Source organism: Streptomyces sp. B1I3, from assembly GCF_030816615.1.
In the GTDB taxonomy this organism is placed as follows: domain Bacteria; phylum Actinomycetota; class Actinomycetes; order Streptomycetales; family Streptomycetaceae; genus Streptomyces.
In genome coordinates this window covers 4,006,816-4,020,109 of the sequence record NZ_JAUSYD010000001.1, presented here as the reverse complement: position 1 = coordinate 4,020,109, position 13,294 = coordinate 4,006,816, and the positions used below count along the sequence as shown (strand labels likewise).

10 protein-coding genes and 2 pseudogenes are annotated in these 13,294 nt (G+C 67.7%); 8 read left to right on the top strand and 4 right to left on the bottom strand.

The annotated features are described in order from the left end of the window. Positions 1 to 344: 344 nt before the first annotated feature. Positions 345 to 3,053, top strand: coding sequence for a transglycosylase domain-containing protein (locus tag QFZ58_RS18500; RefSeq protein ID WP_307126002.1), 2,709 nt, complete (start codon positions 345 to 347; stop codon positions 3,051 to 3,053). Between the two features lie 145 nt (positions 3,054 to 3,198). Next, a complete protein-coding gene (locus QFZ58_RS18495; RefSeq protein ID WP_307126001.1) occupies positions 3,199 to 4,704 on the top strand; it encodes a glycosyltransferase family 87 protein in 1,506 nt (501 codons plus the stop codon). A 15-nt stretch (positions 4,705 to 4,719) separates the two neighbouring features. Here the strand turns inward: QFZ58_RS18495 and QFZ58_RS18490 are convergent, their stop codons facing one another. From QFZ58_RS18490 to QFZ58_RS18480, 3 genes are all read right to left on the bottom strand, one after another. Beyond that, positions 4,720 to 5,751: an alanine racemase gene (locus QFZ58_RS18490; protein ID WP_307126000.1), complete on the bottom strand. Its 1,032-nt coding sequence runs from the start codon at positions 5,749 to 5,751 to the stop codon at positions 4,720 to 4,722. Positions 5,752 to 5,825: 74 nt separating this feature from the next. Next, positions 5,826 to 6,944 (bottom strand): peptidoglycan bridge formation glycyltransferase FemA/FemB family protein, encoded by a 1,119-nt coding sequence (locus QFZ58_RS18485; RefSeq protein ID WP_307125999.1) that lies wholly within the window; start codon positions 6,942 to 6,944, stop codon positions 5,826 to 5,828. A gap of 184 nt (positions 6,945 to 7,128) precedes the next feature. Beyond that, positions 7,129 to 7,485, bottom strand: a complete 357-nt coding sequence (locus QFZ58_RS18480) for a hypothetical protein (RefSeq protein WP_307125998.1) — start codon at positions 7,483 to 7,485, stop codon at positions 7,129 to 7,131. 285 nt (positions 7,486 to 7,770) lie between these two features. Between QFZ58_RS18480 and rpsF the strand changes: the two genes are divergently transcribed. The 4 genes from rpsF to rplI all read left to right on the top strand — a co-directional run bounded on the left by rpsF (position 7,771) and on the right by rplI (position 9,505). Next, positions 7,771 to 8,061, top strand: coding sequence for a 30S ribosomal protein S6 (gene rpsF / locus QFZ58_RS18475; RefSeq protein ID WP_031090355.1), 291 nt, complete (start codon positions 7,771 to 7,773; stop codon positions 8,059 to 8,061). A gap of 71 nt (positions 8,062 to 8,132) precedes the next feature. Continuing rightward, on the top strand, positions 8,133 to 8,759 hold the full coding sequence (locus QFZ58_RS18470; RefSeq protein ID WP_307125997.1) for a single-stranded DNA-binding protein: 627 nt from the start codon (positions 8,133 to 8,135) through the stop codon (positions 8,757 to 8,759). A gap of 44 nt (positions 8,760 to 8,803) precedes the next feature. Continuing rightward, positions 8,804 to 9,040: a 30S ribosomal protein S18 gene (rpsR, locus tag QFZ58_RS18465; RefSeq protein WP_003967857.1), complete on the top strand. Its 237-nt coding sequence runs from the start codon at positions 8,804 to 8,806 to the stop codon at positions 9,038 to 9,040. Between the two features lie 18 nt (positions 9,041 to 9,058). Then, on the top strand, positions 9,059 to 9,505 hold the full coding sequence (gene rplI / locus QFZ58_RS18460) for a 50S ribosomal protein L9 (protein ID WP_028441692.1): 447 nt from the start codon (positions 9,059 to 9,061) through the stop codon (positions 9,503 to 9,505). Between the two features lie 206 nt (positions 9,506 to 9,711). Here the strand turns inward: rplI and QFZ58_RS18455 are convergent. Next, positions 9,712 to 11,050: pseudogene (locus tag QFZ58_RS18455) on the bottom strand (MATE family efflux transporter). A gap of 476 nt (positions 11,051 to 11,526) precedes the next feature. Here QFZ58_RS18455 and dnaB point away from each other — a divergent pair. Continuing rightward, complete coding sequence (gene dnaB / locus QFZ58_RS18450; protein ID WP_307128913.1) at positions 11,527 to 12,987, top strand: replicative DNA helicase; 1,461 nt, start codon at positions 11,527 to 11,529, stop codon at positions 12,985 to 12,987. Positions 12,988 to 13,044: 57 nt separating this feature from the next. Then, positions 13,045 to 13,203 (top strand): annotated as a pseudogene (locus QFZ58_RS18445) (LysR family transcriptional regulator); the annotation flags it as partial. Positions 13,204 to 13,294: the final 91 nt, after the last annotated feature.

The following is a 13,294-nucleotide window of genomic DNA, read 5'->3' as shown; positions in this document are numbered from 1 at the left end:
GCCACCTTATGCCGTGCTGATGTATCGACTCGATACATCAGCACGATAGATCGGGACGTCATGTTCGACAAGGGGGTCAATCGTGAGCGGCGTCACATCGGGGATTCCTGGGGAGTGACTTGCGTAATTTGGGGTGAAGTTCGGCCCCCGCAGGTTTTTGACCCTGCGTAGTCTGTGCGGGATGCAGACCACCGGGAACCGTGAGACGCCGTCGTGCGTCAGTTATCGCGGACTGCCGGATGTACTGCGGATGAGCCTTCCGCAGGGCTTGTCCGTAATTCGGGGGGACCGGATCTCAACTGCCGCTTCCAGGCGCTCTCGCCTGCCCGAGGAGTAGTCGTTCGATGAGCGAGCACCGTCGCAAAGCGCCGCAACCGCAAGGTGGCGGGCGTGCCGCGGCCAGACGAGCCGCCCAACAGTCTGCCGGACGCCGCAATGGTTCGTCACGCAGAGCAACGTCAGCAACACCCTCAGAGGCGTACGACGAGGAACCGTCGTACGGCAGCCGTGCTGAGGCCCGTCGCGCGGCACAGCGAGGCGGGGGAGGCAGACGGCGCGGAGGCGGGGACGACGCAGGTCCGGAAGGACGCGGCCGGGGCCGGGCGGACGGCCGCCCCGGCAAGAAGCGCCTCATCGACTACCCCAGGGCCGGGAAGTACGGCGTACGCCGCTGGGTGCCGTCGTGGAAGCTGGTCTCCGGCCTGTGCCTGGGATTCCTGGGCCTCCTGATGGGCGTCGCCGGCGTGGCGTACGCGCTCGTCGCGACGCCCCAGATGAAGGACGACGCCAAGGCGCAGAACAACGTCTACTACTGGTCCGACAACACCCAGATGGTCGCCACCGGCGGTTCCGTCAACCGGCAGTGGATCGCCTACGCGCAGATCCCCAAGGAGATGCGCAACGCCGTCATCTCGGCCGAGAACAAGACGTTCAAGGACGACTACGGCATCGACCCGATGGGCATCGCCCGGGCCTTCTACAACATGGCCCGGGGAGGTGAGACCCAGGGTGGCTCGACGATCACCCAGCAGTACGTGAAGAACTCGATGCTCACGCAGGACCAGACGCTGAGCCGCAAGTTCAAGGAGCTCTTCATCACGCTCAAGGTCGGCAGGACCGTGAGCAAGGAGAAGGTCATGGAGGGCTACCTCAACGTCTCCTACTACGGCCGTGGTGCCTCAGGACTCCAGGCCGCCGCACGGGCGTACTACGGCAAGGACGCCACGGACCTGGACGCGAGCGAGTGCGCCTTCCTGGCGAGCCTGCTCAAGGGCGCGAGCTACTACGACCCGGCGGGCGCCCCCGACGTGGACCCGGTACAGGCCACCCGGGCGAAGAACACCGAGCGGGCGCAGAAGCGCTGGAAGTGGATCCTCGACGAAGAGGTCAAGGACGGCCGTCTGGAGGAGGCCGAGCGCGCCAAGTACACGGTGTTCCCCATGCCCGACGAGCCCAAGAAGGACGCCAAGCTGGGCGGCCAGACGGGTTACCTGGTGGACCTGGCCACGAAGTACTTCCTCGCGCACAACGACCGGGACGTCACCGACCGGCAGCTGGCCCAGGGCGGATACGAGATCCACACGACCTTCGACAAGAAGAAGGTCAGGGAACTCGAGACGGCGGTCACGAAGGTGTACAAGGACAAGATCGACCCGAAGAAGCGCCCCGACAAGGACACGCACGTCGAGTTCGGCGGCGCTTCGGTGGACACCAGGACGGGTGCCATCCTCGCCACCTACGGCGGCCAGGACGCGACGAAGCACTACACCAACAACGCGGACGCCACGGGTGCGCAGGTCGGTTCGACGTTCAAGCCCTTCGTGCTGGCTGCGGCGATGGAGTACGGGAAGCGCGATCCGAAGCTCGGCGAGGAGCAGAGCGAGACGGAACGGACCCCGGTCTCGCCCAAGAGCGTCTACAACGGCGACAACAAGCTGAGGATCAAGAAGTACAACGGAGAGGTCTGGCGGAACGAGAACGGCGACGAGTGGCTCCAGACCAATGACGGGGACCACCCGTACGGCAACATCACCCTGCGGTACGCGATGCAGGAGTCGGCCAACTCCCCCTACGTCCAGCTCGGCATGGACGTGGGTACGGACAAGGTGAAGGACGTCGCCGTCGCCGCGGGGCTGCGTGACGACGAGTACATGGCGAACTCCACCGTTCCCTCGTTCTCCATCGGCACGTCGTCGCCGAGTGCCATCCGGATGGCCGGGGCCTACGCCACCTTCGCGACCAGCGGCAAGCAGAACGACCCCTTCTCGGTCACCGAGGTGAAGCAGAAGGGCGAGGTCATCTACCAGCACAAGACCGTGCCCAAAACGGCCATGCAGAGGGTCATCGCCGACAACGTCACCGACGTCCTGCAGAACGTCGTCGAGCACGGCACCGGCACACCCGCCCAGCTTCCCGGCCGTGACGTGGCGGGCAAGACGGGTACCACGGACGGCAACAAGTCGGCCTGGTTCGTCGGCTACACCCCGCAGATCTCGACCGCCGTCAGCATGTTCCGGCTGGACGACGACGAGACCAAGAAGGACCGCGAGTTCCTGAAGATGTTCGGCACGGGTGGCGAGGAGAAGATCCACGGTGCCTCCTTCCCCGCGCAGATCTGGCACGACTACATGGCCGAGGCGATGAAGGGGATGAAGGTCGTCGACTTCCCGACGCCGGAGCCGTACGGGAAGGAGCTGTACGGCGGTGGCGCTTCGCCGAGCCCCAGCCCGCCACCCAGCCCGACCCCTTCGCCGTCGGAGTCGAGCGAGTCGCCCGCACCGCCGTCGCCCAGCGCGTCGTCCGTGTCTCCCACGCCGAGCGCCACGTGCGGGACGTACGACTGGGAGTGCCAGCACCCCGACGGCGGCACGACCACCGGTAACGACAACGGCGGCACCACGGACGGGACCACCGACGGAGGAACCGCGGACGGCGGTACCGCCGACGGCGGCACGACCACCGGGACCACCGACGGAACCACCGACGGCTCGACCGGTACCACGAACGGCAACGGCAACGGCAACAACGGCGGGCTCTTCGGAGGCGGCGGGTAGCACCAATTCCCGCCGGGCGCCCCGTCAGGGGCCTGCCGGAAACACGTGACGAGGGCCGCCCGCACCCACCCGGTGCCGGCGGCCCTTCCGTGTCCCGCACGTGGCCCACGTGTCGCACACAGCGCGGTGCGGCAGGATGTGCGGCATGCCAAGCGCAGAAGACACGAGCGTGCACCAGGAGCGCCCCGTCGTACGGCCGACGCGGCAGGACGAGATCGCCGCGGCCGGCAGCGAGCTGATCGGCGGCCCGGTGGGCCGCTGGGCACGGCTGGGAGCGGGACCGCTCACCCCCGTGCGGGTCATCGTGCTCGTGGCGATCGGGATGTTCGCACTCGGCATGGTGCAGAAGATCCCCTGCTACGACTGGGCGTGGTTCCGCGGAACCAGTTCGCAGTACACGCACGCGTGCTACTCGGACATCCCGCACCTGTACGTCGGACGCGGCTTCGCAGACGGCCTCATCCCCTATGCCGACCGGCTCAGCGGCGACATGCAGTACCTGGAGTACCCCGTCCTGACGGGCCTGTTCATGCAGGTCGCCTCCTGGCTGACGCTGACTCCCGACTCCGACCCGGTGCAGCAGCGCGAACAGATGTACTGGATGGTCAACGCGGGCATGCTGATGATCTGCGCCGTGATCACCGCGGTGTGCGTCGCCCGTACGCACCGGAGCCGCCCCTGGGACGGCCTGTTCGTCGCCCTGGCGCCGGCGCTCGCACTCACTGCGACGATCAACTGGGACCTGTTCGCCGTCGCGCTGACGGCTGCGGCGATGCTGATGTGGTCCCGAGGCAGGACACTCGCCTTCGGCGTCCTCATCGGCCTGGCGACGGCCGCGAAGCTCTACCCCGCTCTGCTCTTGGGACCGTTGCTCCTGCTGTGCTGGCGAGCCGGGAAGTGGCGGGAGTGCAGGTCCGCCCTGCTCGGTGCGGCGGCGGGCTGGCTGGTGGTGAACCTCCCGGTCATGCTGTACGCCCCGGAGGGCTGGAAGAAGTTCTACACCTTCAGTCAGGAACGGCAGATCGACTACGGCTCGTTCTGGCTGATCATCACCCAGCGCACCGGCCGGCCCATCGACGTCGACACCGTGAACACGGCCTCCGTGCTGCTGATGATCGTGCTGTGCGCGGGGATCACAGGCCTGGCTCTGGGAGCCCGGCACCGGCCCCGGTTCGCCCAGCTCGCGTTCCTGGTGGTGGCCGCCTTCGTCCTCACGAACAAGGTCTACTCGCCGCAGTACGTGCTCTGGCTGATCCCGCTGGCGGCGCTGGCCAGGCCGCGCTGGCGTGACTTCCTCGTCTGGCAGGCCTGCGAGGCCGCGTACTTCCTGGGCATCTGGCTGTACCTCGCCTACACGACGAGCGGTGACAAGCACCAGGGGTTGCCTCAGGAGGGCTACCAGGTCGTGATCGCCCTGCATCTCCTGGGCACTCTGTACCTGTGCGCCATGGTCGTCCGGGACATCCTGATGCCCGAGCGCGACCCCGTACGGCGCGACGGCTCGGACGACCCGTCGGGCGGGGTGCTCGACGGGTCGCCGGACAAGGTGTCGCCGGCGCGGATCTTGCGTCACCAGGCCCCCCACGCGGCGCCGGCGGTCGAAGGACCGCGCGTGGAGTGGGGTACGGCAGGTGGAAGGTCGTCCGGCTGAGCAGCCGGCCGGAGGCTACCGGTCCACGAGGCGGTCGAACTGGGTGGTCGTGTGGCGCAGGTGGGCCACCAGTTCGTCGCCCACCTTCGGCTCCTGGGCGTCCGAGGGCACGAACAGGATCGACACCTGCATGTGCGGGGGCTCGGCGAACCAGCGCTGCTTGCCCGACCAGACGAACGGCGACAGATTGCGGTTGACCGTGGCCAGGCCCGCGCGTGCGACGCCCTTGGCCCGCGGCATCACGCCGTGCAGCGCTTTGGGGGCCTCCAGCCCGACACCGTGGGACGTCCCCCCGGCGACGACCACCAGCCAGCCGTCCGACGCCGCCTTCTGCTGGCGGTAGCCGAACCGGTCGCCCTTGACGACAGGTGTCACGTCGAGCACCGCGCCGCGGTACTCGGTGGCCTCGTGGTCGCCGAGCCAGAGACGGGTACCGATGCGGGCGCGGAACCGGGTCTGCGGGAACTGCTGCTGCAGCCGCGCCAGCTCCTCGGCCCGCAGGTGGCTGACGAACATGGTGTGGAGCGGAAGCCGCGCCGCGCGCAGGCGGTCCATCCAGGAGATGACCTCCTCGACCGCGTCCGAACCGTCGGTGCGGTCCAACGGAAGGTGCAGTGCGAAGCCTTCGAGCCGCACGTCCTCGATCGCGGCGTGCAGGAGCCCCAGTTCCTCCTCCTTCACGCCGTGGCGCTTCATCGAGCTCATGCACTCGATGACCACCCGCGCGCCCACCAGGGCGTGCACGCCGTCCACGGACGAGACGGAACGGATGACCCGGTCGGGCAGCGGCACCGGCTCCTCGCCCCTGCGGAAGGGCGTCAGCACCAGCAGGTCGCCGCTGAACCAGTCCTTGATGCGGGCGGCCTCGTACGTGGTGCCGACAGCCAGCGTGTCGGAACCGAAACGGATCGCCTCGTCGGCCAGCCGCTCGTGGCCGAAGCCGTAACCGTTGCCCTTGCAGACGGGCACGAGGCCGGGGAACTGGTCGAGCACGGACTTCTGGTGCGTCCGCCAGCGCGCGGTGTCGACGTAGAGGGAGAGCGCCATGGCCGGCCCGGAACCTTTCTGGTGGCTGCGGTGGAATCGGAGTGGGAAGGGGCGTGGACGAGGGTCGGGTGTGCTCAGCGGCGCGACATGTACATATCGAGCGCCTTGTGCAGCAGCTTGTTGAGGGGGAAGTCCCACTCGCCGACGTACTCGACGGCCTCGCCGCCGGTACCGACCTTGAACTGGATCAGGCCGAACAGGTGGTCCGTCTCGTCCAGGGAGTCGCTGATGCCGCGCAGGTCGTAGACGGTGGCGCCCATCGCGTAGGAGTCGCGCAGCATCCGCCACTGCATCGCGTTCGAGGGCCGCACCTCGCGTCCGATGTTGTCGGACGCGCCGTACGAGTACCAGACGTGCCCGCCGACGACGAGCATCGTGGCGGCGGAGAGGTTCACGCCGTTGTGCCGCGCGAAGTACAGACGCATGCGGTTGGGGTCCTCGTTGTTGAGCACCGTCCACATGCGCTGGAAGTAGGAGAGCGGGCGCGGCCGGAAGTGGTCGCGCACCGCGGTGATCTCGTAGAGCCGCTGCCACTCGGCGAGGTCCTCGTAGCCGCCCTGGACCACCTCGACGCCGGCCTTGTCGGCCTTCTTGATGTTGCGCCGCCAGAGCTGGTTGAAGCCCTTGAGGACGTCTTCGAGGGATCGGTTGGCCAGCGGGACCTGGAAGACGTAGCGGGGCTGCACGTCGCCGAAGCCGGCGCCGCCGTCCTCGCCCTGCTGCCACCCCATTTTCCGCAGCCGGTCCGCGACCTCGAAGGCGCGCGGCTCGATGTGGCTGGCTTCCACGTCACGCAGACGCTTGACGTCGGGGTCCTGGATGCCCGACTTGATCGCGGCCGAGTCCCAGCGCCGGATGACGACGGGCGGGCCCATCTTCACGGAGAAGGCGCCCTGCTGCTTCAGGTGGGCGAGCATCGGCCGGAGCCAGTCGTCCAGGTTGGGGGCGTACCAGTTGATGACCGGGCCCTCGGGGAGGTACGCGAGATAGCGCTTGATCTTGGGCAGCTGGCGGTAGAGCACCAGGCCGGCGCCGACCATCTCACCGTTCTTGTCGAACCATCCCAGGTTCTCCGAGCGCCATTCGGTCTTCACGTCCGCCCACGCCGGGACCTGGCAGTGACTGGCCGAGGGCAGACTCTGGATGTAGGCCAGATGCTGCTCTCGGCTGATGGTCCTCAGGGTCAGGCTCATGCGGGGCGCTCCTCGGCAGGTGTGTCCCCATCGGTCAGGGGCTCCGGCTCTCGCGCCGAAGCCTACTGTGACCGACGGGTGCCCGGTCCGACCCGTCGGGGCCTGACCGGACACCCGTGGCGGGGGACCCCCTGCCGGAGCGCCGTGCGGAAGGCGGCCGACGTCGCCGGCCGGGCTCTGCCGCTCAGGTGATCACGCCGCCGAACAGGCCGCCGTGCGCCATGCCGAGCAGGAAGCCGACGGCGGAGGAGCCGAGACCCATGATCAGACCGAACCGCTGCCAGGTGGTTCTGGAGATGTACTGGCCGTAGGCGCCGGTGAGGATGCCGATCAACCCGGCCCACGAGCTGATCAGGTGCAGGTTGTGGAACATCGCCGTCACGAAGGCGAGGACTCCCAGCACCCCGGTCACCGCCATCAGGAGCTCCTGCAGCGGATGCGGCCTGCCGTCCGTCGCGAAGAGTGAACCGGTGGACCGACGCGTATCGGCCGCCCGCCCGGGAGCGGGCCGGCTGCCGGCGGAACGCACTGTCTGTGCCATGAAGCACCTCCTGGCCGGAAGGGCGGTGCAATGTAGCGCCTCTCACACCGCATCTGTCTCGATTGTGCTCCCTGAACACCGGATTTCAACCGGAAGCCGGTCTGCGGGTAGTCTGTACGGTCTGCACCGGTGTCTGCCCGGAGCCGGCACATCAACCCCCCTCGATTCACGGGACGGGCGTTGTCAGTGGCGGCTGTTTTACTCGGAGACACTGTTGCTTACGCATCACGACCCTCCTGCCACGGAACGACCGTGGCCGCTGAGTCCAAAGGAGGTGGGTTCCACATGCGTCACTACGAGGTGATGGTCATCCTCGACCCCGATCTCGAGGAGCGAGCAGTCTCCCCGTTGATCGAGAACTTCCTCTCCGTCGTCCGTGAGGGCAACGGAAAGGTTGAGAAGGTCGACACCTGGGGCCGTCGTCGTCTCTCTTACGAGATCAAGAAGAAGCCTGAGGGCATCTACTCGGTCATCGACCTGCAGGCCGAGCCTGCGGTCGTCAAGGAGCTCGACCGACAGATGAACCTGAACGAGTCGGTCCTCCGGACCAAGGTCCTCCGTCCCGAGATCCACTGAGCATCTAGCTCAGCGGTCATCGGGTTCGAGTAGCAAGCAGCCAGAAGCAATCCCCGCCGAGAGGTTCACCCATGGCAGGCGAGACCGTCATCACGGTCGTCGGCAATCTCGTCGACGACCCCGAGCTGCGTTTCACCCCGTCCGGTGCGGCGGTCGCGAAGTTCCGTGTCGCGTCCACTCCCCGCATCTTCGACCGGCAGACCAATGAGTGGAAGGACGGCGAAGGCCTGTTCCTCACCTGCTCGGTCTGGCGTCAGGCGGCGGAGAACGTCGCGGAGTCGCTTCAGCGAGGCATGCGCGTCGTCGTGCAGGGCCGGCTGAAGCAGCGGTCCTACGAGGACCGTGAGGGCGTCAAGCGCACGGTCTACGAGCTGGACGTCGAGGAAGTCGGCCCCAGTCTCAAGAGCGCCACGGCCAAGGTCACCAAGACGACCGGTCGCGGTGGCCAGGGCGGCGGCCAGGGTGGATACGGCGGTGCCCAGCAGGGCGGCGGCAACTGGGGCGGCGGTCCCGGTGGCGGCGGCCAGCAGGGCGGCGGCGGTGCTCCCGCCGACGACCCGTGGGCCAGCGGCGCACCGGCCGGCGGCCAGCAGGGCGGGGGCCAGCAGGGCGGCGGGGGCGGCTGGGGCGGAAGCTCCGGCGGTACCGGCGGTTCCGGCGGTTCTGGCGGCGGCTACTCGGACGAGCCTCCCTTCTAAGGGCTGCTCGTACCCCCACTTCTTGATCACACAGGAGAAACACCATGGCGAAGCCGCCTGTGCGCAAGCCTAAGAAGAAGGTCTGCGCGTTCTGCAAGGACAAGACCCAGTACGTGGACTACAAGGACACGAACATGCTGCGGAAGTTCATTTCCGACCGCGGCAAGATCCGTGCCCGCCGCGTCACCGGCAACTGCACGCAGCACCAGCGTGACGTCGCCACGGCAGTCAAGAACAGCCGTGAGATGGCGCTGCTGCCCTACACGTCCACCGCGCGATAAGGGAAGGGTGACCGAATCATGAAGATCATCCTCACCCACGAGGTCACTGGCCTCGGTGCCGCCGGCGACGTCGTGGACGTCAAGGACGGGTACGCCCGTAACTACCTGGTTCCGCGTGGCTTCGCCATTCGCTGGACCAAGGGTGGCGAGAAGGACGTGGCGCAGATCCGCCGCGCCCGCAAGATCCACGAGATCGCGACGATCGAGCAGGCCAACGAGATCAAGGCCAAGCTCGAGGCCGTGAAGGTGCGTCTGGCAGTTCGCTCCGGCGACGCCGGCCGTCTCTTCGGCTCCGTCACCCCGGCAGACATCGCCTCGGCGATCAAGTCTGCCGGTGGTCCGGACGTCGACAAGCGTCGCGTCGAGCTCGGCTCGCCGATCAAGACGCTGGGCGGATATCAGGTGTCCGTCCGTCTGCACCCCGAGGTTGCCGCGAAGCTCGGTATCGAGGTCGTTGCTGCCTAAGGGCACAGCTCGGCAGAGCAGGCGAAGGGCCGCACCCCTGGGTGCGGCCCTTCGTCGTGCTCCGGGGCGCTTCCGACTCATGGGTGCGCCGGTCGTGTGTCGTGGCGTGGTTTCACGTGAAACAGGCCGGTCGCGGTCGCATGTGGACGGATGCCCTGCCTGTCCACGTGCCCTGCCCGTCCACATGCCCTCGCGGCGGTCTCGATTCAGCGAGTGGCGCCGGTGACGATCCACCGGCCCGAACGGGTGCGCTGCCAGAGGGTGCCCAGTCGGACCGCCATCATCAGCGCCATCGCCCACCAGAGAGCGGTGAGGCCTCCTCCGAAGTGGGGAACGAGGAGAGCGACCGGCGCGAATACCGCCAGGGTCAGGAGCATGGCCCAGGCGAGATAGCGGCCGTCTCCTGCCCCCATGAGCACGCCGTCCAGGACGAAGACCACTCCGGCGATGGGCTGGGAGAGGGCCACGACCAGCAGTGCCGGAAGGAGCGTGTCCTGCACGGTGGTGTCACTGGTGAAGAGCGGTACGAACAGAGGCCTGGCCAGCACGATCAGCACCCCGAGGACGATTCCGGAGGCGATCCCCCACTGGACCATGCGGCGGCACGGCCTCGCGAGCGCCCTCGGCGTCGTTAGCGCCCAGATAGCGACCGATGATGGCCTGCCCTGCAATGGCGATGGCGTCGAGCGCGAAGGCCGTAAGGCTCCAGAGCGACAGGATGATCTGGTGTGCGGCGACCTCGGTGTCACCCAGTCGGGCGGCGACGGCGGTGGCGATCATGAGCACCGCACGGAGCGACAGCGTACGGACCAGGAGCGGGGCACCTGCCCGGGCGCTGGTCCTGATGCCTGCGGCGTCCGGCCGCAGGGACGCCCCGTGCCGCCGGGCTCCGCGCACCACGACGACGAGATAGACCAGCGCCATGGCCACCTGGGCGGCGACGGTTCCCCAGGCCGACCCGGCGATGCCGAGGCCGGCGCCGTACACGAGCGCCACGTTGAGGACCGCGTTGGCTGCGAAGCCGCCGATGGCCACGTAGAGGGGTGTCCGGGTGTCCTGGAGGCCGCGCAGCACGCCGGTCGCCGCGAGCACGACGAGCATGGCCGGGATACCGAGGCTCGAGATCCGCAGGTAGGTGATTGCGTACGGCGCAGCCGTGTCGGAGGCGCCGAACATGTCGACCAGCCAGGGAGCCGAGGGGAGCGTGAGGGCGACAACGAGGGCGCCGAGCAGCAGAGCCAGCCAGATCCCGTCCATGCCCTGACGGATGGCGGAGGGGAGGTCGTCCGCGCCGACCCGGCGGGCTACCGCAGCGGTGGTGGCATAGGCCAGGAAGACGAAGACGCTGACCGCGGTGGTCAGCAGGGCGGCGGCCACAGCGAGACCGGCCAGCTGCGGAGTGCCGAGATGGCCGACGATGGCGCTGTCGACCATGACGAAGAGAGGCTCGGCCACGAGCGCGCCGAAGGCCGGAACGGCGAGTGCGATGATCTCGCGGTCGTGCCGACGGCGGGACGGCGGCGTGGGCGCTGGGGCCTGGGTCATGGGGGCCAATCTAATCTTCCACAGGTAAGAGATGCAATGTCATATCAGCCCTTACTTATGGCGCGGGTTGCGGTGGTGGCGGCGCCAGGTGCCAGAGATCTCGAGAGATGCGCGAAAGTTTTTCTCCCCCACAGCCGGTGGATGGAGAAACTGCAGCTCAGAAGGCCCCTCGGCGGAGCGATATGAGTTTGTCCACAGTGCTGTCCCCCGGTCCGTGCACAGGATCCGGTGAGTTCTCCACAGCATCTGGTCAGTCGTCCACATGCCCTGTGGATAACCGGATTGGCTGACGGTGCGGACCGGCCTACCGTGGTGCGGCGCCCGCACTCCGTTCCGGCTTGGAAGTCCGCAGAACTTGACGCGCCGGAACCGGAGTCGGGCGTCTTGTTTGTCGGTGCCGTGCCGTAAGAAAGAGTGGCACGGCTAGGTCCGCGAAGCGGACGGGAGGAGGTGGCCGGGTGAGCATTCCTGAGCCGTTGGACGACCCCTGGACCGATATCGGTCCCAGTGACCGTCTGCCTGTGTCCCGTCAGCGCCGCGGAGAGGGCAGCAGAGGGCGCGACGAGCAGCACGAGCGCGGGCGGGAGAGCGGCTGGGACGGTGGCTCGTCCGGCTTCGAGCGGGTGCCCCCGCAGGATCTCGACGCGGAGCAGTCCGTTCTCGGCGGCATGCTGCTCTCCAAGGACGCCATCGCCGACGTCGTGGAGATCATCAAGGGGCACGACTTCTACCGCCCCGCTCACGAGACCGTCTACACGGCGATCCTCGATCTGTACGCCAAGGGCGAGCCGGCCGACCCGATCACGGTCGCGGCCGAACTGGTCAAGCGCGGCGAGATCACCAAGGTCGGCGGTGCTCCGTACCTGCACACGCTGGTCCAGTCGGTGCCGACCGCGGCCAATGCTTCGTACTACGCGGAGATCGTCCACGAGCGTGCCGTCCTCCGGCGCCTCGTCGAGGCCGGCACGAAGATCACGCAGATGGGGTATGCGGCCGACGGCGACGTCGACGAGATCGTCAACTCGGCACAGGCCGAGATCTACGCCGTCACCGAGCAGCGCACGAGCGAGGACTATCTGCCGCTCGGCGACATCATGGAGGGGGCGCTCGACGAGATCGAGGCCATCGGTTCGCGCAGCGGCGAGATGACCGGTGTGCCGACCGGGTTCACGGATCTCGACTCCTTGACCAACGGCCTGCACCCGGGTCAGATGATCGTCATCGCGGCGCGTCCGGCCATGGGTAAGTCCACGCTCGCCCTGGACTTCGCCCGCGCGTGTTCGATCAAGAGCAACCTGCCGAGCGTCATCTTCTCCCTCGAGATGGGTCGCAACGAGATCGCGATGCGCCTGTTGTCCGCCGAGGCCAGGGTCGCGCTTCACCACATGCGCTCCGGCACGATGACGGACGAGGACTGGACGAGACTGGCGCGGCGCATGCCGGACGTCTCGGCGGCCCCGCTGTACATCGACGACTCGCCGAACCTGTCCATGATGGAGATCCGGGCGAAATGCCGTCGCCTCAAGCAGCGCAACGACCTCAAGCTCGTGGTCATCGACTATCTGCAGCTGATGCAGTCCGGCGGTGCCAAGCGTGCCGAGAGCCGTCAGCAGGAGGTCTCGGACATGTCCCGTAACCTCAAGCTCCTCGCCAAGGAGCTGGAGCTTCCCGTCATCGCGCTCTCCCAGCTGAACCGTGGCCCCGAGCAGCGTACGGACAAGAAGCCCATGGTCTCCGACCTGCGTGAGTCCGGTTCCATCGAGCAGGACGCCGACATGGTGATCCTGCTGCACCGCGAGGACGCGTACGAGAAGGAGTCTCCGCGTGCGGGCGAGGCGGACCTGATCGTGGCCAAGCACCGTAACGGCCCGACGGCGACGATCACCGTGGCGTTCCAGGGCCACTACTCCCGCTTCGTGGACATGGCTCAGACCTGAGTCCGCCTGCTGTGGGGTCGCGGATTTCGTGTCCTCATCTCAGGGCTCGATGTCCAAGTGAGCCCCTATGCCCGCCGGAGGTTCGCGCGGTTCGTGGCCGCGTCGTCCTGTCCGGCGATGGAGGAGGCCGCCCGAGTCCTCGGTATCGACCAGCCGACCCTGGTGAGCCAGATCAACCGCCTGGAACAGGACCTCGGACACTCGCTGCTTGAGCGCGCGGAGCGCGGCCGGGCCTTGATAGGCACCGTCCCAACCGGTGTCGAGTACGGCGTTCTCTTCTCCCTCTGCCACTTCGGGAGCATCCCAG